Below are 20371 nucleotides of genomic sequence, written 5' to 3' on the forward strand. Positions count from 1 at the left end.
ACGACACGAACCCGGGAAGACCGTGAAACGAGCCGAAACCCTCACCGAACACATCCGCCTGAAACAGCAGCGAGGATAAAGATCAAGCTGAGGACGGGCCCGGCTGCCGCTTCCGGGCCGAGCGGCGGTTTTCGGCCAGGGCGGGGGAGGTCAGAATCATTGAGTCCGTAAAATATTGCCTAACGGCAAATGATCACCCTAGGCTTGTCCGACGCAACCACGCGTCCGTCGGGCGTCCGCCGTCCGAGACGAGAAGGGACAGACCCGGCGCCATGGTGAGCACGTCCGGGCTCGGGGCCCCGCGCCCTGCCGCCCCCCCACACCAGCAGCCGGTGATCCGGCCGCGGCAGACGTCCCCGGCAGGGCCGGACGACTCGCTGGCCCTGTGGAACGGAGTACCGCCGCAGGTCCTCCTCATCGAGGACGACGAGGGCGACGCCGTGCTCGTCGAGGAGCTCGTGGAGGACAGTGGAACCGAGGTCCGTCTCGCCCGGGCCCGCTCCCTCGCCGACGCCCTCCACCTGCTGGAGACCGAGGCCCCCGAGTGCGTCCTGCTGGACCTGCACCTGCCCGACGCCCAGGGCCTCGACGGGTTGAAGAAGGTCCTCGCCGTGTCCGCCGAGACCGCGGTCGTCGTCCTGACGGGCCTGTCGGAGGAGCGGGCGGGACTGACGGCCGTCGCGGCCGGAGCCCAGGACTACCTGGTCAAGGGCCGCCTCGAAGCCGACGTCTTCATGCGGGCCATCCGCTACGCGATCCAGCGCAAGCGCACCGAGCTGGCCGCCGCGGCCCTCCAGGCGGGCAGGCTGCGCGCGGAGGAGAACGCCCGCCTCGAACGCGGCCTGCTCCCCACACCGCTGCTGCTCGACGACGCGGCCGACACCGTCACCGTCTGCGCCCGCTACCACCCCGGACGTGCCCAGACCCTGCTCGGCGGGGACTTCTACGACGTCGTCCAGACCCCCGACGGAGCCACGCACGCCGTGGTCGGCGACGTGTCGGGGCACGGCCCCAGCGAGGCGGCACTCGGCGTCTGCCTGCGCGTGGCCTGGCGGTCCTTCGTCATGGCCGGAGCCCGCGGCGCCGAACTGCTCGCCCTCCTGGAGCGGATCCTGGTGGCCGAACGATCGGGCCCGGAGATCTTCGCCACCCTCGTCTCCCTCACCCGCCCGGCCGGCACCCGCGCCGTATCCGTCCAGCGCGCCGGGCACCCCGGCCTCCTGGTCCGCTCCGCGGGCGCCGTGGAACTGCGCACCGTACCGGGAGGGCCCGCGCTCGGCATCCTGCCCGGCTGGGGCGTCGGCTGGCCCGTCAGCGAGGTCGCGGTGGAGGAGGGCGGCGCCCTGATGCTCTTCACGGACGGCCTCATCGAGGGGCGCACCGGCCCCGGCTCCGACCGCCTCGACGAGGCGGGTCTCCTGGAGATCGCCCGCAAGCACGCCGACCTGCCCGCGGAAGCGTTCGTCGACACCCTCATCCAGACGGCGCAGGGCCTCGCCGCGGACTGGGGCGGCCTGGCCGACGACGTCGCCGTCCTCCACCTCGAATGGAACCCGTCCTCGTGACCTCCCCCGCACAGCCCGCCGCACCGCCCCCCGGACGGGTCCCGGACCGTCAGGGGCCGAGCCTCCAGGCCTGGCTGACCACCGTGCTGGTCGTGCTCGCCCTGATGGTCGTCGGCACGGGGGCGGTCGGCGCCGCCCTCCTGTCCCGCACCACCACGGCCGGGAACCGGCTCGTCGACGAGATCCTGCCCGCCCAGCGGGACGCCCTGCGGCTGGAGACCGCGCTGCTGGACCAGGAGACCGGGGTCCGCGGCTACCTGCTGGCGGACGAGCCCGCGCTCCTGGAACCGTACGAACGCGGACTGGCCAACGAGACCGAGGCCGCCCGCCACCTGACGACGGTCCTCCACGGCGACGAGGGCGTGCGCCGGGACCTGGCGGCCGTTCAGGAGGCCGCCCGGACCTGGCGGGACGGGTTCGCGGCCCCCGCCATCGCCTCCGTGGAGAACGGCACCGCCCCGCCCTCCGCCCAGGCCGGCAAGGACCGCTTCGACGAGGTGCGCCGCCGGATCGCCGCGCAGCAGACACGCCTGGACCGCCTCCAGGACGACGCCCGCACCACCTTCGGCGAAGCCCGTTCGCAGCGCGACCGCGTCCTGCTGGCCATCGTGGTGGCCTTCCTGCTCGCCGGCTCGGCCGTCGCCGTACTGCTCCACGTGGGCGTGCTGCGGCCGCTCGCCCGGGTGCGGACCACCTCCCAGCGCGTCGCGGACGGCGCCTTCGAGGAGGAGATCCCGCTGTGCGGCCCCTCCGACCTGAAGGCGCTGGCCCGGGCGGTGGAGGCCATGCGGCACCGGACCGTGGCCGAACTGAACACCTCGCGGCGCAACGCCGAGCGGCTCGACCGCACGGCCGCCGAACTCGACGCGCAGGCGGTAGAGCTGCGCCGATCCAACGCCGAGCTGGAGCAGTTCGCGTACGTTGCCTCGCACGACCTCCAGGAACCGCTGCGCAAGGTGGCCTCCTTCTGCCAGCTGCTGGAGAAGCGGTACGGGGACCAGCTCGACGAGCGCGGCGTCCAGTACATCGCCTTCGCCGTCGACGGGGCCAAGCGGATGCAGGTCCTCATCAACGACCTGCTGACCTTCTCCCGGGTGGGCCGCGTCCAGGACACGCGCGAGACGGTCCCGATGGACGCCCCCCTGGACCGGGCACTGCGCAACCTGGCCGCCGCCGTGGAGGAGAGCGGGGCGGAGATCACCCGGCCCGAGCGGCTCCCGGACGTGGTGGGCGACCCGACGCTGCTGACGATGCTGTGGCAGAACCTGGTGGGCAACGCCGTCAAGTTCCGCTCGCCCGACCGGCCTCCGCGCGTGGAGGTGGCCGTGACCGACGATCCGGCCGCGGAGCCGGGCTTCCACACCTTCACCGTCACCGACAACGGCATCGGAGTGCCCGCCGAGTTCGCCGAGAAGGTCTTCGTCATCTTCCAGCGCCTGCACGGCCGGGAGACCTACGGCGGCACCGGCATCGGGCTCGCGCTCTGCAAGAAGATCGTCGAGCACGCGGGCGGACGCATCCGGATCGACACCGGCCACCGGGAGGGCACCCGGATCGTCTTCACCCTGCCCGTCGCCGCGGCCGCCGCCCCCGGCACCACCGAGACCCCGGCGGCCACCGCCGCATCCGGGTCGCCCGCCCCCGTATCCACCGAAGGAACGTCCTGATGAGCACGCCCACCGACCGGCCCCAGGCCACCCCCGCCGAAGTCCTGCTGGTCGAGGACGACGCGGGCGACGAGCTCATGACCCGGGAGGCATTCGAGGACAACAAGATCGGAAACGTGCTGCACGTCGTGCGGGACGGTCTGGAGGCCCTGGACTTCCTGTACCGCCGCGGCGAGCACGCCGACGCCCCGCGTCCCGACCTGATCCTGCTCGACCTCAACCTGCCCAAGTACGACGGACGGCAGGTCCTCGAACGGATCAAGACGGATCCGGAGCTGAAGCACATCCCCGTGGTCGTGCTCACCACCTCGGCGGCCGAGGAGGACATCCTGCGCAGCTACAAGCTGCACGCCAACGCCTACGTGACGAAGCCGGTGGACCTCGACCAGTTCATCCGGGCGATCCAGCAGATCGACGACTTCTTCGTCACCGTGGTCAAGCTGCCCCGCACGAGGTGAGGCCGGTGAGGGGCCGGAAGGGTTCGGGAATGCCAACGGAAATGTCGGGAGAGCGGACGTGAGCAGCAGGGACACGCACCACGACGGGGCACGCAGCCGCGTCGGGACCCGTAGCGACGGGGACGTGCGCATCGTCGTGATGGCGGGGGAGTTCGACATGGACAACGTGGCCGACCTGCGGACCGCGATGGATCCCGCGGCCCCCGGCGTCACCCGGTTCGTCCTGGACGTCGCCGAGGTGACCTTCGTCGACTCGACCGCGCTCAGCATCATGCTGCAGGCCGCCCTGGACCGCCCGGTGGTCCTGGCGGGCACCGTGCCGCGCCGGCTGGCCCGGCTCCTGGAGATCACCGGCGCCGAACTGGCCTTCGCCACCGCGCCCAGCGTGGCCGAGGGAACGGTCGTGACCGTGCCGCCCCGGCGGGGCTGAGCCGGGACCTCGGCCCCGACCGGTTCCGGTCGCGCGAGGAGCCGCAGGACACGCATGGACGGCCCGCCATGGGTTACAAGCCGTCAATGAGACCCGGACACAGCGCTCCTCCAGCACCTTGCCGCCTGCCCGTCCTGTTGCTGCTGCCCGTACAGGCCGTCCTGATGGTCGGCCTGGGGCTGGTGGTCACCGGCCCGCTGGCGGACCGGTGGCCGGTGGCGGCGGAAGACGGCGTCGACCGCGTCCTGGCCGCGCACCGGGGCGGGCCCGCGCTCCACCTGTCGCAGTGGCTGTCCCAGCTGGCCGGCACGCCGAGCATCACGGCCCTGACCGCCCTCGCCGCCGCCGCGGTGCTGGCGGTCTCGCGCGGGCGGTGGCTGCGGGAGGCCCTGTTCCTGGCCGGCGCCGTCGCCGCGCAGTCGGCGGTCTTCCTCCTGGTCACCCTCATCGTGGAGCGGCCGCGTCCCCAGGTGCTCCACCTGGACGCCGCGCCGCCGACGTCCAGCTTCCCCTCCGGCCACGTCGGCGCGGCGACGGCCCTGTTCGGAGGACTCGCCGTACTCGTGGCGCTCCGCCTGCGCCCCGGCCGGAGGTGGGTGCGGGCCGCCCTGGTCACCGTCCTGCTCGTGATCCCGGTGCTCGTGGCGTGCTCCCGGGTCTACCGGGGCATGCACCACCCTTCGGACGTCGTGGGCGGTCTGCTCAACGGCGCCTGCGCCCTGCTCGTCCTGGCACACGCGCTGCTGCCGCCCGCGCGGTCCCGTCCCCTCGCACCGACCGCGCGCGGCGCCGTCGCCGCGGACCGGGTGCCCGCCGGCCCGCCGGACGGCCCCGGTCCCCGCGGAGCCGAAGCAGGCCGACGGGCCGTGGTGGTGCGCCACCCGCACGGCTGCGCGCCCGAGTTGGCCGAGCGCGTTCGGGAGGTCCTGCGCCGGCACGGCTACGCCGACCAGGTGTGGACCCGGACGTCCGCCGAGCACCCGGCCGGCGCGCTCGCCGGGCGGATCGACGAGGACGACACCGCCCTGGTCGTCGCCTGCGGCGGAGACGGCACCGTCCGCGCCTGCGCCGACGTGCTGGCCCACACCGGGATCCCGCTCGCGGTGGTTCCCTGCGGCACCGGAAACCTGCTCGCGCACAACCTGCGGCTGCCCGCCGACCCGTGCGCGGCGCTGGAGGCGGCCCTCTCCGGCGAGACCACCCGCATCGACGTGGGCCGGGTCCGCGGCGCCGGGCCCCGCCCCGTGCGGTTCACGGTCATGGCGGGCGCCGGGTTCGACGCCGCCATGGTCGCCGACGCGTCCGAGCGCGTGAAGCGGCGCCTGGGCTGGGCGGCGTACGCGCTGTCCGCCGTCCGCCACCTCGCAGACCCCCGCATGCGCCTGTCCATCCGGCTCGACCTGGGCCCCGTACAGGAGCGCCGCGCCCGCATGGTCGTGATCGGTAACGTCGGCAGCCTCCAGGGCGGACTCCCGCTGCTGCCCGACGCCCGGCCCGACAACGGCCGGCTCCAGGTCGTGCTGCTCGACCCGCGCGGCGTCCGCGGCTGGCTCGCGGCGGCGGGACACCTCGGGGCGCGCATGCTGCCCGGACGGCCCGCGCCCGGCCGCGACGGCACCGTGGCCGGCGGCGCGCTGGAGTACTTCAGCGCCGAACGCGTCGACCTCCGCTTCGCCCGGCCCCAGCCCCGCGAGGTCGACGGCGACGTCATCGGCACCGGCACCCGGCTGAGCGCGGAGGTGGAACCCGGCGCACTGCGGATCTGGATCCCCCCGCGCACCCCGCACGCCCCGGGGGAGCGGGGACGTACGGCCGCGGCCGGTGAAGCGGAGAGGGCAGGACGGGCCGCGCACACCGTCGGCGGCTGACCGGGCCGCCGGGTACACGACTTCGACAGGGGGTGACGGACATGGGAACCGCGACACGCGTACCGCAGCGCCGGGAGGTGGCGTCACGGCGGGCCGAACGCACAGAGGAGGGTGAGGAGCTGTCCGCCGAGGAGGCGGTGGCCGCCCTGCGGCGCCACGGCGGCTGCAGCCTCGTACGGGACTCCTTCATCCGCTTCCGGTACGCCGACGGCTTCAGCCACTCGAGGGCGCTGGCCCTCCAGACGGTGCTGGCCATCGTCCCGCTGGCCATCGCCTTCGTCGGGCTGTCCGGTGCACTCCACACGGAGGACGCCGGCCGGATCGCGGAACTGACGATCCGGCAGCTGGCGAGCGGGCCGAGCCGGGAGGTGGTGGACGACGCCCTGGCACAGAGCCGGCACGGGTCCGGTGACGGCAGCCGGGCCGCGCTCTGGCTCGGCCTGCTGTTCTCCGTCGTGAACGTGACCACCGCCCTGTGCCAGGTGGAGCGGGGCGCCAACCGCATCTACGGAACGCAGCGCGACCGGCCGTTCCTGCCCAAGTACACCCGCGGGCTGGTCATGTCCGTGCTGGCCGGCCTGCCCCTCGGGCTCAGCTTCTCCATCACCGTCCTCGGCGCCCCTCTGAGCCGTGCCGTGGCCGAGGTGTACCACCTCGCACCGGGCACCGCCCGGGCCTGGGACCTGCTGCGCTGGCCCGTCGGCGTGCTGCTGGCCCTCCTCGCCACCAGTGCGGTCTTCCGCCTCTCACCGCGCCGCACCCAGCCCGGATACACCTGGCTGGCCTTCGGCGCGACGGTCTACCTGACGCTGTGGCTGCTGGCGACGTGGGGGCTGAGCCTCTACGTGGGTGCGGGCGGCTCTTTCACCACCGTGTACGGGCCCCTCAGCGCGTTCGTGTCCCTGCTGCTGTGGTCCTACCTGACCTCGATGGCCCTGTTCCTGGGCCTGGCCTTCGCCGCGCAGCTGGAAGCCGTACGGGCCGGGGTGGGCGAACCGGCCACTCCTGACCCCGGAGTCTGAGACCCGGCGGACGACCCCTGGAAGGAGATCCCCGACCATGCCCCGACCCTCCGCGCCGTGGCGTGTGCTCACCGGGCGCGCCATGGGCCGCTCCGGGCCCGACGCCCGTTTCGGCGCACGGTTGTTGACGACCGTGGCCGTCACCGCCCTGGTGTCCGTGCCGTTCGCGCTGGCCCTCGTCTTGGTCGAGTCGCAGTGGGAGCCGCTGCTCCGGTTGGACCGGGGCACGGCCGAGCGGCTGCACACCGCGGCGCTGGAGCATCCCGCGTGGGTGCGGCTGCTCGACTTCCTGACCCACGTGGTGTGGGATCCGGTGACGATGCGGCTGCTCGTGGCGGCCCTGGTGGTGTGGCTCCTCGTGCGGCGCGCCGTACGGCTGGCGCTGTGGGCGGCCGTCACCGCCACGGCCGGCGGCCTGCTCGGCCTGCTCGTGAAGGACGTCGTCGCCCGGGCCCGGCCGCACCTGCCCGACCCGGTCTCCCGGGCGCCCGGATTCTCCTTCCCCTCCGGGCACGCCATGACCGCCACCACCTCCTGCGCGGTGCTGCTGCTGGCCTTGCTGCCCCTCGTGCCCCGTCGGTGGCGTCCGCTGGCATGGACGGCGGCCCTGGTCCCGGTGGTGGGCGTCGGATACACGCGGGTGGCGCTCGGCGTGCACTGGGTGAGCGACGTGGTGGGCGGCTGGCTGCTGGGCCTGGTCGTGGTGACGGCGACGACCCTGGCGTTCGAGGCCTGGCGGGCGGATGTCGGACGTCCCCCCACCACGCCCGCGCAGGGGCTGGAGCCGGAGATCCGGGCCGAGCACCCCGAGCCGCCGGTGGGTGCGCCGGAGCGCTCCTGAACCCCGCCCCTGCCGTCCGCTCCCGCCTCGACGAGCGAACCCTCCCGATCTCGCCTAGTTTGTCCAGCGACCGACCATTTTTCGGAAAGGAAGTGTTTCCTCATGGCGGAAAAGGCCAAGGGAAAGATGGAGCAGGCCAAGGGCAAGGCCAAGGAGGTCGCGGGCAAGGCGACCGGCAGCGAGCGGATGCAGGCCGAGGGCAAGATGGACCAGCTCAAGGGCAAGGCCCGCGAAACCGCGGGCAAGGCGGAGGAACAGGCCCGCGGGATCAAGGACTCCCTGCGCGACCGCGACCGCCGCCAGGAACCCTGACCCGGTCGCGAACGGACGACGACAGGTCTGCGACAGGTGCCCGGCACGCGCTGCCGGGCACCTGTCGGCCGTAGGAGCACGGCGGCCGGGAACCGCTCCTCGTGCCGTCGAGGACCGTGTCGGTCCTCAAGGGATGGTGTGAGCGCCCACGCGGCGGGTAGCCGCCAGGTCCGACCCGGCCGTGTGCCGGCAGAAGAAGCGGAGAGCCGATGTTCGAGGCGAGTGACATCCGGGAGTGGCGCGGCCACGAGGTGCTCGACTCCGACGGCCACAGGATCGGCACGATGGAGTCGGTGTACGTCGACACGGCCACCGACCAGCCGGCCTTCGCCACCATCACCGTCGGCCTCCCGACCCGCCGCCGCCTGGTGTTCGTACCCCTGGCCGGAGCAACGGTCGGGCCCGGCTACCTGAAGGTCGCGTACCCCCGGAAGGCGGTCAAGTCCTCCCCCTCGATGGGCACCGACGACGTCCTGGCGGCCGAGGACGAACCACCGCTCTTCGCCCACTACGAGCTGACCCACCAGCCGGGACCGGGCGGCGAGCGGCGCCTCGCCCGCCGCTGACCACTCCCACGGGAGGAACCGATGGCACTGTTCCTGCTCCTGCTCCTCGTCGCCGTCGTACTCGGTTTCATCGGAGCACTCGCCGAAGGCCTGTTCTACCTCCTCCTCATCGGCGTGGCCGTGTTGATCATCGACATCGTCATCCTCGCCCTCCGGCTCCGCCGCAGCCGCAGCCGCCTGGTCCGCTAGGACTCGAAGCCCGGGGGACCAGCTCGCCCACCGGCTCGTCGCCGACCCGTCCGGGGCGGCTTCCCACGGCGCTCGTTCGACGCCTCACCTTCCTTTTCCTTCGCTCGCCAAGGGGTGGGGGTGCTCCTGGACGCGCCTACCCCGTGACCCGCCGGTCACCCGCCGGCGCGCAGAGCAGTGACCAGCGGGTCGGAAGGGGGATGTCGTACAGGCCGGAGCGGACGCTCCCCGGGCGGACGTGTCGAACGGCGCGTGGGGGGCAGGCGAAGCGGCGGGGCAGGGATGTCCTGGCCGTCGGCGGCTGCCGGCGGCGATCCGGAGCTGGAAGGAGTGTGTGCCATGTCGCAGGTCAAGGAGTCCATCGAGGTTGCCGTGCCGGTGACGACCGCCTACAACCAGTGGACGCAGTTCGAGTCGTTCCCGCAGTTCATGGACGGTGTGGAGCGGATCGAACAGCGGAGCGACACGCTCACGCACTGGGTGACCAAGGTCGCCGGTGTGCAGCGGGAGTTCGACGCGGAGATCATCGAGCAGATCCCGGACATGAAGGTCGCCTGGGTGACGGTGGGCGGACAGACGGAGCAGTCCGGACTGGTGACCTTCCGGCCCATCGATCCGGCGCACACGGAGGTCACACTGAGGATGGACTTCGACCCCGAGGGGATGGCGGAGAACATCGGCGACAAGCTCGGCTTCGTCGACCGGCAGGTCAAGGGCGACCTGAAGCGGTTCAAGCACTTCATCGAGGACCGCGGCACCCCGACCGGCGCCTGGCGCGGGGCCGTCTGACCGGGTCGGCAGGCGCCACGCCGCCGCCGGAACGCTTCGGCCGGGGCCCGGCGGGCCGTTTCGGCCCCCGGGCCCCGGTCAGGTCCGCACCCTGCCAGGAACGGGAGGACGCGGGCCGGGGTGGCGCGGGCGCGCCCAGGCCGCGCTCACGCCGCCGCGTTCCGGTGTACCCCCGCGCCCGGCGGCCACGGCCGCTTCCTCATCGACCACCCCACCCGAAGCCGGGGAGCCGTGCCCACCCGTCAGGGCGAAGCGGTCCGGGCCCCGGCCGAGGGGAGTCGGCCGGGGCCCGGCTGGTACGGCGGAGCGCGTACGGTGCGCTCTAGTGGCGGAAGGCGTCCTTGACGTCTTCCTTCGCGTGCCGTGCGTCGCCCTTGACCTGTTCGGCGCGGCCTTCGGCGGTCATCCGCTCGTTGTCCAGGGCGCGTCCGAGCGCCTCCTTCGCCTTGCCCTTGGCCTGTTCGGCGCGGGCCCTGCCCTTTTCCGTACCCGACATCGGGGACCTCCTCGTGACGTACCGGCTTGGTCGTGACCACTCATGTGCTCCCTTTCGCCGGTGGCAAACCTCCCGCCCCCGGACCGGTCCGCCACCGGGTCGGGGCCGCGGCTGTGGTGTCAGTGGCCCGGGCTATCCTTCCGGGCACCGCACACCGATCGTGAGGACCAGCACAAGTGACCGGCCCGTCCGCCTTCCCGCTCCCCTTCCAGACCTCCCGCCGCCCGGCGTTCGCCACGCCCCGGACGCTGCGGGAAATGCAGATGATGCAGTGCAGCTCGCACCTGCGCGCCAAGCCCGCCTGGTTCGACAAGATGAACGACGCCGGCCTGGTGGCCAAGTGGACGCGGGAAGCGGTGGAACAGGGCCTGACCGAAGCACAGGTGCGGTACGTCCTCGCCGAGCTGGAGCACTACGCGGCGCTGCGGGACGCGCGCACCGGGATCGAGGTGTCCGCGGTCGACGGGGTGTGGCAGTCGGACACGCTCGTCGACGAACAGCTCAGGACGCGGCTGCGCGAGGCGGTCCGGGTCCTGGAAGAGGTCCCCGAAGCGGAGCGCGACTGGCATCCCGGATCCGGCGGCCAGGTGCTGGATCTCGTACACCCCTCCCTGTTCTGCCTGGTGAGGGAGGCGAGCGGAGGACCGGAGCGGGCCTGGCAGAACCCGGCGAACCACTTCGCGAAGTACGAGTTCTCCGAGAGGTTCCAGTGGCTGCCCACGGACGTCGACGTCAGTGACGACGGCGCCGTCGCCTTCCGCTCCTACGTCAACAACGTCCACCCCGAGACGCACCGCGCCCTGGCCTCCGTCCTGCCCGAGGTGTTCGCGCGCCTGCGCCCGCTGTTCGAGAACGTCCTGACCGACCTGATGCACCCGCGGCCCCTGCGGATCGAGGCCGATCCCTACGGCTGGTACGAGTCGGAACCGGAGTACCCGCGCCCGGCGTCCTACAGCGACAACGCCGCCTACCTGGATGCCCGCGAAGCCTGGGACGAGGCCTATGAGGCCTGGCTGGAGAACCGCCACCCGATCGTGCCGGACGCCCCGGCCTTCACCGCGCCCGCCCTGCCCGACGCATCCGCCCGCGTCGACCTGCGCGGCCGCCGGCTCCAGGTCATCGTCAAGCTCGCCACCGTCCACCTCACGCCGGACAAGCCCGAGTATCCCGGCGGCTCCTGGCACGTCGAGGGCATGCTCAACGAACGGATCGTCTCGACCGGCATCCACTACTGGGACAGCGAGAACATCACCGAGAGCCGGCTGGGATTCCGGGCCGCGCTCGACGACCCGCACTACGAGCAGAACGACGACGCCGGCCTGCGCGAGGTCTACGGCCTGGAGGACGAGGACGCGCTGAACCAGATGCTGGGGCAGGTACCGACCCCTGCGGGCCGCTGTCTGGCGTTCCCCAACGCCCTGCAGCACCGCGTGGACGCGTTCCGCCTCGCGGACCCCTCCCGGCCGGGCCACCGCAAGATCCTCGCGTTCTTCCTGGTGGACCCGACCGAGCGGATCGTCTCGACCTCCGACATCCCGCCGCAGCAGCCCTGGTCCGACACCTCGACCATGACACTCGAGCAGGCCGAGGCGTACCGCGAAGAGCTCATGCGGGAAAGGAAGTTCTTCGTCGACGAACACAACGAGCAGCTGTACGAAAGGGAGTTCTCCCTCTGCGAGCACTGATCCCTGGCCGACTCGCCCTCCACCGGCCGGCTCCCTCACACAGGTCGGCCGCGCCCCAACCGGCCCCGGGCCCCGGCGCCTTCATTCCTCCGGCGCCGCGGGGTCCGCTTCGTTGGCGACGGCCGAGGCGGACAGGAGGGTGGCCGCGGCCAGGGTGCCCCACAAGGCGGCCGGGCCGTGGGGCGCGAGGGCGGTGATCACGGCCGGGGAGACGGCGAGACCGAAGCCGGAGGAGAGCTCGAAGCGGGCCAGGGTGCGTCCCAGGACCCGGGACGGGGCGAGAGCCGTCACCAGGGCGGTGGCGCTGCCGGCGTAGACGATCTCGCCGAGGGTGCAGACGACGGAGACGGCCGCGATGCCCGCGGCGGCCCAGCCCTGCCGGTGCCCGCCCCCCTCACCGAGCAGCGTCACCACGAGGAAGCCGAGGTACGAGACGGCGAGGACGACGCCGGCGATGACCAGCGCGGTACGCCGGGCGTAGCGGGCCATCAGGACGGTGACCGGGACCTGCAGCGTGACCACCAGCACCGTGTTGGCGACGAAGACCGCAGCGGACCACACCGGTGAGGCGTGCAGCTGCGTCAGCAGGACCAGCGGGAGCGCGATCTCGGGAACGTTGAGGCAGAAGACGTACACGACGTTGGCGGCCAGGAGGGCGCGCATGCGCGGTGGCGCGCCCTCGCGTCCCGCAACTCCGGGGGACCGGTCCACCACCGGATCCGGCCTCTCCGCGCGCACGCGCACCGACCACGCCAGGACGGCGGCCGCCAGGTACGCCGCTCCCGTGACCCCCGCCAGCGCCTGCAGGGCCGAGGTCCCGCCCGCCAGGCAGACCATGGCGAGCAGCGCCCCCGCCCCCAGACCGGCGTTGCGCAGGGCGCGTCCCGCCGCGAGGGCGGTGTCGCGCTCCCGTCCGTGGGCGAGCGTGGCGACGAGGGCCGCATGGGCGGCCGGCCAGGACTGGTTGCCGATGCCGAGGAGGAGGGCCGCGGCGGCGAACGGCCAGACGCGGCCCGGCGGGGTCGCCACCAGCACGGCCACGCCCAGTACGCGCACCAGCATGGCCGCGGCGACGACGGTGCTGCGTGCGCCCCGGTCCAGCCACCTGCCGACCGCGGGCACGCACAGCAGGCCCATGACGATGCCGGCCGTCATGGCGAGACCGGTGGCCGACGCCGACAGACCGAGCACCGTCACTCCGTAGAGGAGGAGGAACGGTCTCAGCAGGCCTGTACCGAGGGCGTCGACGGCCAGGGCGACGGCATAGCGGGGGCCGCCGGAGGCGCGCAGGAGGGCGCGGGGTCCGGCCTCGGGGCTGGGGGCAGGGGCTGTGCTCGTGACGGTCATGGGGTGAACAGTGGGTTCGCCGGCCCGGTCGGGCACATCGGTTGACGGAGATCGTCAACAGTCGTCGGTGCTCTCCGGCGGGGCGTGGATGATGTCCGGATGACGTTGAGGATCGACATCGCCGGCATGCCGTCCGAGGGGCTGCGGTTCGCCGCGTCCCCGCTGGCCGAACTGACCGCGATGCTGCACGTGCTCGCCGAACCGGAGCACCATCCGGAGTTCGGCGCGTGGGCCGCCGACGTGTGGGCCGGGCTGCGGCCGGGGCTGGCCGACCGGCTGCGGGAGGCCGAGTTCCTCTGGCGCACGTCCCAGGCCGACTTCATGTTCCCGGCCCGGCCCCGGCCGACCCTCGGGGAGGAACTGGACGACGTGGACCGGATCGACGACGAACGGTACGTCTCCGCCGCGCTGGTCACCACCTGCGGCAACCGCATCCACCTCACCTGCCCGTCGCCCCTCAGCAATGCCGCCGCCCGCGATCTGGCCCTCGACCTGGCCCAGGCCCGGGGCCCGCGCCAGGAAGCCTTCGCCGAGCGGCTGCTCGCGGACCCGGCGGCGGTACGGGCGCGCGTCCGCGAGACCCTGGAAGCCTGCGCCGAGGCCTTCTTCGACTCGGCCTGGGCCGACGCCGCCGTGCGGCTCGCCACCGACCTGCGGCTGAAGAACGACCTGCTGAAGCGGCAGGGGCCCGGGGCGGCCCTCGCCTCGGTCTCCGGCGCGGTCACCCTGGCGCCGGACGGCGACGGCATCCTCGTGGACAAGCTCCTGGACAAGGTGACGCACGCCCAGGGCACCGGCGTCACCTTCATCCCCAGCGTCTTCGGCCGCCCCCACCTCGCGGTGGTCCACGCCCCCGGATGGCAGCCGGTGGTCCAGTACCCGGTGACCGAGCCGGGCCCGTCGCAGCCCGTCTCCCTGGACACGGTCGCCCTCCGGCTGGAGGCCCTCTCCCACCCGGCGCGCCTGCGGCTGCTCCGCACCCTGGCCCGCGGCGCGCACACGAACGGCGAACTGGCCCACGCCTGGGACATGACACCGCCGGAGGTCTCCCGCCACCTGGCCCTCCTGCGGCGCGCGGGCCTGCTCGTGGGCCGGCGCGAGGGACGGTACGTCCGCTACAGCCTCAACCTCTCGGACCTGACGGCGCTGGGCACCGACCTGCTGGCGGCGGTGCTTCGGTAGGGCAACCCTCACCCTCCGCCCTCTCGCCGCGACCACGCCGCCGACCGGATGCGCCGGCGGAGGCGGCAGCGAGAAGGACGCCGGACCGTCCGAGGAGGTCGCGTCCCCGGGCGTCGCCCGGCGAGCGGAACGTGGCAGGCTGGGCCGGTGAACGACGCCCTCACCGCCGCCCGGCGGCGCGCGGCCGGCCATCAGCGCCGGTTCGACGCCCGCTTCGCGGCCTACTTCGATTCCCTGACCGACCCCGCGGGCAGCAGCCTGGAGATACCGCGCCGGGGCACCTTCCCCGCCCGCGCCCTCCAGCTGGTGCGCGAGCTGTCGCTGCGCGGAGGCAAGCGGCTGCGCGTGGTCCTGCTCCACGAAGCCGCGGCCCTGGTCACCGACGAGGACGTGCCCGGACTGGACGAGGCCGCCATCAGCATCGAGCTGCTGCAGACCCACGGCCTGATCCACGACGACATCATCGACGACGCACCCACACGGCGCGGCGGCCCCTCCACCTACTACGCGTACCGCCAGGACTTCCCGGACCGGCCCGACACCGCACTCGCCCTCGCCGTCCTCGCCGGCGACCTGGCCGCCTTCCTCGCCGGCCGCGTCCTGCTCACCGGCGCACTGCCTCCCGACCGCGCCCTGGCCATGGCCGCCGTCCACGCCGACACCGCGGCCGCCACCGTGGCAGGGCAACTCCTGGACCTCGAACGCGACTTCCACCCCGCGCCCGACACCGAGCTCCTGCACGAGGTCACCGAGTACAAGTCCACCCGCTACTCCGTCCTCGCCCCACTGCGTCTGGGCCTGCTCGCCGCCGGCGCCGACCCCGCCCCGTACGACGGCGAACTGCGCCGCTACGCCACCGCCCTGGGCATCGCCAACCAGATCCACGACGACTGGCTCGACCTGTTCGGCGACCCGGAGCGCCTCGGCAAACCGGTCGGCTCCGACATCCGCTCCGGCCGTCGCAGCTACGCCGTCCGCGCCCTCCTGGCCGTCTGCGACGCGGGCGAACGCGAGCTGCTGGACCAAGCCCTGGGAGACCCGGGCTGTGACGACGACATCCTCGACCGCCTCCGAGGCATCGCCCGGGCGCACGGCATCGACCGGCAGCTGCGGACCGAAGCCGACCGGCACGCACGCGAGGCCGCGGCCCAGGCCGCGACGTGGCGGGAGCGCTGGCGGCCCGACGCCGTGGCGTTCTTCGAGCACATGCCGGCCTGGAGCGTCACCCGCGACCGGTAGCCGGACGAGGCCCACCGGGTGCGCCGCCCCTCCCGCTCCTCCCGCTCTACGTCCGGCGGGCGAAGCGGTCGAGGGCGCCGCGCACGTGGGTGGTGGTCGTATCGCCGCCCAGGTGGCCGGCGTCGTCGACGATCACCAACTCGGCGCCGGGCCAGGCGCGGGCGAGTTCCCACGCGGTGTCGAGCGGGCCCGCCAGGTCCAGCCGGCCGTGCACGAGGACACCCGGGATGCCGGCCAGCCGTGGGGCGTCGCGGATCAGCGCTCCCTCCTCCAGCCAGGCGCCGTGGGAGAAGTAGTGGGCGCAGATGCGGACCAGGGCCAGCCGTGCGGCCGGCGGGCGGTCGCCGTAGGGCCGGGAGGCGCCGTCCGTCTCCCCGGACAGGACGGCGTCCTCCCAGGCGCACCAGTCGGCGGTGGCCTTGTTCCGGACGGCGGGGTCCGGGTGTTCCGTGAGCCGCGCGTACGCGGCGACGACGTCCCCGTCGCGCGCAGTGCCGGGGGCGCCCGCCAGGAAGCGATCCCACTGCTCGGGGTAGAAGCGGCCCGCGCCCCGGTAGAGCCAGTCGATCTCCGAGCGCCGGGTGGTGGTCACCGACGAGATGACGATCTCCGACACCCGCCGCGGGTACGCCTCGGCGTACGCCAGGATCAGCGTGGAGCCCCAGGAGCCGCCGTGCAGCAGCCAGCGGTCGATGCCCAGGTGCTCGCGCAGCCGCTCCATGTCGGAGATCAGGTGCCGGGTGGTGTTGTGCCGCATGTCGGTCGCGGGGTCGCTCGCGTGCGGGGTGCTGCGGCCGCAGCCGCGCTGGTCGAACAGGACGAGCCGGTACCGCTCCGGGTCGAAGTACCGGCGCACGCCGGTACCACACCCGGAACCGGGGCCGCCGTGCACCACGAGGGCGGGCTTGCCGTCCGGGTTGCCGCAGACCTCCCAGTACAGGAGGTTGCCGTCGCCGACGTCGAGCACGCCCGTCTCGTACGGCTCGATCGCGGGGTACAGCTCGCTCATTCCCAGCTCCTTCGCGCGAAAAGCCCTGCCGGTGTGGTCGGTTCCCCGGGCAGGCTGCCCGCGGAAGGGAGCGCGGACTCAACCCTTGGGGGTGCGGATGACGACGGTGCCGCACACCTTGTCGGCGAAGGTCTGATTCTTCTCGTCCCACAGCGGCCACAGCCAGCCAATGTGGCAGGGGAGGCTGTCGAGGATGTGGGCCAGCTTGCGGACGAAGGACCTCCCGAAGCCGAGGGTGCTGCCGTCGGCCTCGCGGAGCAGGCTGATGCCGACCACCTTCTTGCCGGTGCTCTGGCCGGTCGAGCCCTCCTTGAAGAGCTGGAAGAAGCCCATGGCGATCGCGTACAGGACGCCGACGGCGAAGAAGACGCCGGGCTCGGCCGTCTCCGGATCGGCTGCGGTGGCCAGGTCGACGAAGCCCAGGGCGTACATCGGGCCGATGATGATCAGCGTGTCGAGCAGGTCCGCGCCCACGCGAAGGCCCCAGTGCGCCAGCTCGGGCGCTCCGATCGGCATCCCGTGAGCGGGATGGGAGCCGTACGGGGCGCCCTGCGGGGGCTGTTGGGGGTAGCCGTACTGCGGGGGCACGCCCTGCGGCGCCTGCTGCGGGTATCCGGACGGGTCCTGCGGGGGCTGCTGTGCGTAAGGGTTGTTCGGGTCACCGAAGCTCATGGGGAGGTCTCTCCGAGGTCGCGAACGGGGACGTCGCGGACCGAGCGGAGGAACAGCACCACGCGCCCGGTTCGCCCCCCCGGGCTTTCGTGATGTGGATGCGTCATGGTGGTCGCCGATTCGACCATTTGTCCAATCATGAGCGGCGAGGCATCACGGTCCAGTGGCCGGATCCGGTGCCCCGCGATCGTCCACGACGCGAGCGAGCAGGTCCTGGTCGTGAACACCGCGAAGCGCCGGCCGGCGGCGACGCCCCTCGACGTCCCGTCCCCGCACGCCTTCTCCACCACCCGCGGCACGCCCCTCCGAGCCGCCCTCACCGTCACCGCCGGCGCCTCCTACGTCCACGAGGCCCCGGCGACAATGACCTGGAATCCCCGGACGAGATCCGCCCCCACCTGCGCACCTGGGCCGACTCCGAACGCCGGATCCTCCCCTGGTCCGCCGGAAGCCGTCGCGACGACCGCCTGCGGGAGGCCGCCCGGGCCCACCTCCGGCTCGGCGGGGAGGTCTGGGGCAGGGCGGCCTCACGTCCCGGGCCCCGAGGCGCGGCTAACGCAGCCGGGCCGTGGCGATGTGGATCCTGAAGGAGCAGGGGACGGTGCCCTCCGGCGTCGTCAGATCGCGCACATCGGCGAAGAAGGCGTCCCGCAGGCCTTCCACGGCCGCCGCATCGAGCGGCCCGAGATCGTAGAGGCCGGAGACCGACGCCCACACCCGTTCCACCGTCCCGCTCAGGTCGATGGCGACCGTCTCCCATTCCACCGGGGCGAAGCCCGCCGGAGCGAGAACCTCATCGAGCCCCTCGCGGCTGCGCGTCCTCCTGTCGCCCAGAGCCGGGATCCGCTGCGCGGCGGGCGCCCGCGCGATCGTGTCCCGCAAGAGCCCGAGGAACCGTTCGTAGGCCTCGCCGCCGACGGCCCCGCCGCCCAGCACGCACGCCAGGACCCCTCCCGGAGCCAGGACCCGGGCGATCTCCGCGGCGACGTGATCGATCTCGCCCATCAGCATGAGCGCCATGTGGGAAACGCAGGCGTCGAAACTGCCGTCGGCGAAGGGGAGCGCCTGGGCCCGCCCCTCCTCCAGCCCGGCCCCCGCGAGCGCCGGTCGACGGCGTGCCAGTTCCAGGGATTCCGGAGAGAGGTCCAGGCCCGCGAGCCGTGTCTTCTCTTCGCGCCGGGCCAGGAACTCGAGCAGCAGACCGTCGCCGCAGCCGAGGTCCAGGACGCGTTCGCATCCGGCCACCCGATCGCACAACAGCTCGTAGCTGGACCGGCCGTCGGGAGCGCGTCCGCGGGCGAACGCCTCTGCGGTAGCCGCCGGACGCTCGGCGTGGAAGGCCTGCAGGAACGCTTCTTGTGTGGCCGTGGCCGTGGTCGTCGTTGTCACCGGACCAACCTACGGCGCACCCGGCCCACGACGGTCCAAAGGGCCACGGAAACCGGGGACATGAACGACGCCACCGTGATCAGGACGGAGTCCGGCACGAGGCCGGCGCATGCCCCGACCGTCACCCGGGCTCGGCGAAGCGGGCCGGCCGCCCGCCGCTGCGGAGCACCCATACCCTGGGACCGGGCCGGCCGCTCGGCGGCCGAGGGGAGGGGACCCATGATCACCGACGTCCAGCGCGGGGGCACCGAGGAGCCGTCGACGCGCCGCTCCGGTTTCCGGCGCGCCGCCCGTCTGGCCACCTTCGGGACGGTGGCGACGCGTCTGTCGCTGCTGAGCGACCGGCGGCTCGGTGACCTGGTGGCGTCCGCCCGTCCGACCGGATCCGGCATCGGAGGCAGGTCCGTGGAGCTGGACGTCGACGGGACACGGGTCTTCGCCAAGAGGGTGCCGCTGACGGACCTCGAGGTCCTGCCGGAGAACGTCCGCTCCACGGCGAACCTCTTCGGCCTGCCGACGTTCTACCAGTACGGTGTGGGCTCGGCCGGCTTCGGTGCCTGGCGGGAGCTCGCGGTCCACACCATGGCCGGCAACTGGGTCCTGACGGGGGAGTACGAGGGCTTCCCCCTCATGTACCACTGGCGCGTCCTGCCCGATTCGCCGCCCGAGGACTTCATGGACGAGTTCGGGGGAGTGGAAGGAGCGGTCGCCCACTGGGACGGATCCCGGGCCGTTCGCGAGCGGTTGGAGGCCATCGGCCGGGCCTCCCACAGCCTGGTGCTCTTCCTCGAGCACGTGCCGTACACGCTCGGAGCGTGGCTGCACGAGCAGCGGAAGAACGCTGCGCCGACCGGCCCGGGCTCCCCGTACCTCTGGGCGGAGGACGCCTTGGCGCGCGGAGCGGCGTTCATGAGCTCCCGCGGGCTCGTGCACTTCGACGCCCACTTCCGCAACGTCCTGACCGACGGCCGGCTGATCTGCTTCGCCGACTTCGGACTGGCCCTGAGCACGGGCTTCGAGCTCTCGACGGCCGAGCGGCGGTTCCTCTCGGACCACCTCGCCTACGACCGCCACTACACCGCGAGCCACCTGCTCCGCCACCACCTCGTCGACCGCTTCCGCGGCGATACGGAGGCGGACGTCTTCCTGGAGGAGTGGATCGCGGGGCGAAGGCCCGACGGGGTCCCGCCGCAGCTCGCGGCGATCATCGAACGGCACGCCCGGACCGCCGTGGTCCTGGACGGTTTCCACCGCCGGCTGCTCAGGGAGAGCAAGCGGACGCCCTTTCCGGCGTCCGAGCTCGACCGCGCCGCGGCCGCCGGATGACCACGCGCCCGGCCGAGGACCGGGGCGGTGGCGTCATGTTTCGTTCACCGCGTCCGGGCGTCCGTTCCCGGCCGCCCGCTCGCAGTGGGCGGTGATGGTGACGGTCCCGACCACTTCGGTGACCGCCGAGTGCACCTGTGGAGCCCAGGCGGTCAGCGCGGCGGAGGACACCGCCGCCGCCAGGCCGGCGGCCCGGGGACGGTCCCGGCCGTACACGGCTGCGTACTGCTCGTCGGACATCACCGTGAGACCGCCGTCAGGTGGCGGGGCCGCGGCGAGGAGGGCCGGCAGCAGGGTTGCTGCCATAGCGATGGCAGCC

21 protein-coding genes are annotated in these 20371 nt (G+C 73.2%); 15 read left to right on the plus strand and 6 right to left on the minus strand.

Annotated elements, in window-relative coordinates; translation table 11 throughout:
* Positions 1 to 377 precede the first annotated feature (377 nt).
* The 11 genes from AB0469_RS28990 (at position 378) to AB0469_RS29040 (ending at position 9707) form a co-directional block, all read left to right on the plus strand.
* A complete protein-coding gene (locus tag AB0469_RS28990) occupies positions 378 to 1565 on the plus strand; it encodes a fused response regulator/phosphatase (RefSeq protein ID WP_366454494.1) in 1188 nt (395 codons plus the stop codon).
* On the plus strand, positions 1562 to 3232 hold the full coding sequence (locus tag AB0469_RS28995) for an ATP-binding protein (protein WP_366454398.1): 1671 nt from the start codon (positions 1562 to 1564) through the stop codon (positions 3230 to 3232). The genes AB0469_RS28990 and AB0469_RS28995 overlap by 4 nt, the downstream gene beginning before the upstream one ends.
* Positions 3232 to 3690: a response regulator gene (locus AB0469_RS29000; protein ID WP_366454399.1), complete on the plus strand. Its 459-nt coding sequence runs from the start codon at positions 3232 to 3234 to the stop codon at positions 3688 to 3690. The genes AB0469_RS28995 and AB0469_RS29000 overlap by 1 nt, the downstream gene beginning before the upstream one ends.
* A 58-nt stretch (positions 3691 to 3748) precedes the next feature.
* Entirely contained in the window at positions 3749 to 4120 is a 372-nt protein-coding gene (locus AB0469_RS29005; protein WP_366454400.1) for an STAS domain-containing protein, read from the plus strand.
* Between the two features lie 86 nt (positions 4121 to 4206).
* Entirely contained in the window at positions 4207 to 5988 is a 1782-nt protein-coding gene (locus AB0469_RS29010) for a diacylglycerol kinase family protein (RefSeq protein ID WP_366454401.1), read from the plus strand.
* A 41-nt stretch (positions 5989 to 6029) separates the two neighbouring features.
* Positions 6030 to 7010 (plus strand): YihY/virulence factor BrkB family protein, encoded by a 981-nt coding sequence (locus tag AB0469_RS29015; RefSeq protein WP_366454402.1) that lies wholly within the window; start codon positions 6030 to 6032, stop codon positions 7008 to 7010.
* A gap of 82 nt (positions 7011 to 7092) precedes the next feature.
* Positions 7093 to 7851, plus strand: coding sequence for a phosphatase PAP2 family protein (locus tag AB0469_RS29020; RefSeq protein WP_366454495.1), 759 nt, complete (start codon positions 7093 to 7095; stop codon positions 7849 to 7851).
* 102 nt (positions 7852 to 7953) lie between these two features.
* Positions 7954 to 8163 carry a CsbD family protein gene (locus AB0469_RS29025; RefSeq protein ID WP_366454403.1) on the plus strand — a complete coding sequence of 70 codons (210 nt, stop codon included), beginning with the start codon at positions 7954 to 7956 and terminating at the stop codon, positions 8161 to 8163.
* A gap of 209 nt (positions 8164 to 8372) precedes the next feature.
* Positions 8373 to 8729, plus strand: coding sequence for a PRC-barrel domain-containing protein (locus AB0469_RS29030; RefSeq protein WP_366454404.1), 357 nt, complete (start codon positions 8373 to 8375; stop codon positions 8727 to 8729).
* 21 nt (positions 8730 to 8750) lie between these two features.
* Positions 8751 to 8918: a hypothetical protein gene (locus AB0469_RS29035; protein ID WP_366454405.1), complete on the plus strand. Its 168-nt coding sequence runs from the start codon at positions 8751 to 8753 to the stop codon at positions 8916 to 8918.
* A 339-nt stretch (positions 8919 to 9257) separates the two neighbouring features.
* Positions 9258 to 9707: an SRPBCC family protein gene (locus tag AB0469_RS29040; protein WP_366454406.1), complete on the plus strand. Its 450-nt coding sequence runs from the start codon at positions 9258 to 9260 to the stop codon at positions 9705 to 9707.
* A gap of 322 nt (positions 9708 to 10029) precedes the next feature.
* Here the strand turns inward: AB0469_RS29040 and AB0469_RS29045 are convergent, their stop codons facing one another.
* Entirely contained in the window at positions 10030 to 10203 is a 174-nt protein-coding gene (locus AB0469_RS29045; RefSeq protein WP_366454407.1) for a CsbD family protein, read from the minus strand.
* A 176-nt stretch (positions 10204 to 10379) separates the two neighbouring features.
* Between AB0469_RS29045 and AB0469_RS29050 the strand changes: the two genes are divergently transcribed.
* Positions 10380 to 11888, plus strand: a complete 1509-nt coding sequence (locus AB0469_RS29050; RefSeq protein WP_366454408.1) for a DUF4246 domain-containing protein — start codon at positions 10380 to 10382, stop codon at positions 11886 to 11888.
* 81 nt (positions 11889 to 11969) lie between these two features.
* Here the strand turns inward: AB0469_RS29050 and AB0469_RS29055 are convergent, their stop codons facing one another.
* Positions 11970 to 13235, minus strand: coding sequence for an MFS transporter (locus tag AB0469_RS29055; RefSeq protein ID WP_366454409.1), 1266 nt, complete (start codon positions 13233 to 13235; stop codon positions 11970 to 11972).
* Positions 13236 to 13334: 99 nt separating this feature from the next.
* Here AB0469_RS29055 and AB0469_RS29060 point away from each other — a divergent pair, with 99 nt between their 5' ends.
* Positions 13335 to 14417: a DUF5937 family protein gene (locus AB0469_RS29060; protein ID WP_366454410.1), complete on the plus strand. Its 1083-nt coding sequence runs from the start codon at positions 13335 to 13337 to the stop codon at positions 14415 to 14417.
* 147 nt (positions 14418 to 14564) lie between these two features.
* The gene (locus tag AB0469_RS29065; protein WP_366454411.1) at positions 14565 to 15656 is read left to right on the plus strand and encodes a polyprenyl synthetase family protein; all 1092 of its coding nucleotides are present in this window, start codon (positions 14565 to 14567) and stop codon (positions 15654 to 15656) included.
* A gap of 46 nt (positions 15657 to 15702) precedes the next feature.
* On the opposite strand, the gene pip is transcribed toward AB0469_RS29065, so the two are convergent.
* From pip to AB0469_RS29080, 3 genes are all read right to left on the minus strand, one after another.
* On the minus strand, positions 15703 to 16665 hold the full coding sequence (gene pip / locus AB0469_RS29070; RefSeq protein ID WP_366454412.1) for a prolyl aminopeptidase: 963 nt from the start codon (positions 16663 to 16665) through the stop codon (positions 15703 to 15705).
* Positions 16666 to 16743: 78 nt separating this feature from the next.
* A complete protein-coding gene (locus tag AB0469_RS29075) occupies positions 16744 to 17337 on the minus strand; it encodes an RDD family protein (RefSeq protein ID WP_366454413.1) in 594 nt (197 codons plus the stop codon).
* Between the two features lie 552 nt (positions 17338 to 17889).
* Positions 17890 to 18726 carry a methyltransferase domain-containing protein gene (locus AB0469_RS29080; protein WP_366454414.1) on the minus strand — a complete coding sequence of 279 codons (837 nt, stop codon included), beginning with the start codon at positions 18724 to 18726 and terminating at the stop codon, positions 17890 to 17892.
* A gap of 219 nt (positions 18727 to 18945) precedes the next feature.
* Here AB0469_RS29080 and AB0469_RS29085 point away from each other — a divergent pair, with 219 nt between their 5' ends.
* On the plus strand, positions 18946 to 20052 hold the full coding sequence (locus AB0469_RS29085; RefSeq protein WP_366454415.1) for a protein kinase family protein: 1107 nt from the start codon (positions 18946 to 18948) through the stop codon (positions 20050 to 20052).
* 33 nt (positions 20053 to 20085) lie between these two features.
* Here AB0469_RS29085 and AB0469_RS29090 read toward each other — a convergent pair whose 3' ends face one another.
* Positions 20086 to 20358 carry a hypothetical protein gene (locus AB0469_RS29090; RefSeq protein WP_366454416.1) on the minus strand — a complete coding sequence of 91 codons (273 nt, stop codon included), beginning with the start codon at positions 20356 to 20358 and terminating at the stop codon, positions 20086 to 20088.
* Positions 20359 to 20371: the final 13 nt, after the last annotated feature.

It is taken from the genome of Streptomyces sp. NPDC093801 (genome assembly GCF_040701585.1).
Taxonomy (GTDB): Bacteria; Actinomycetota; Actinomycetes; order Streptomycetales; family Streptomycetaceae; genus Streptomyces.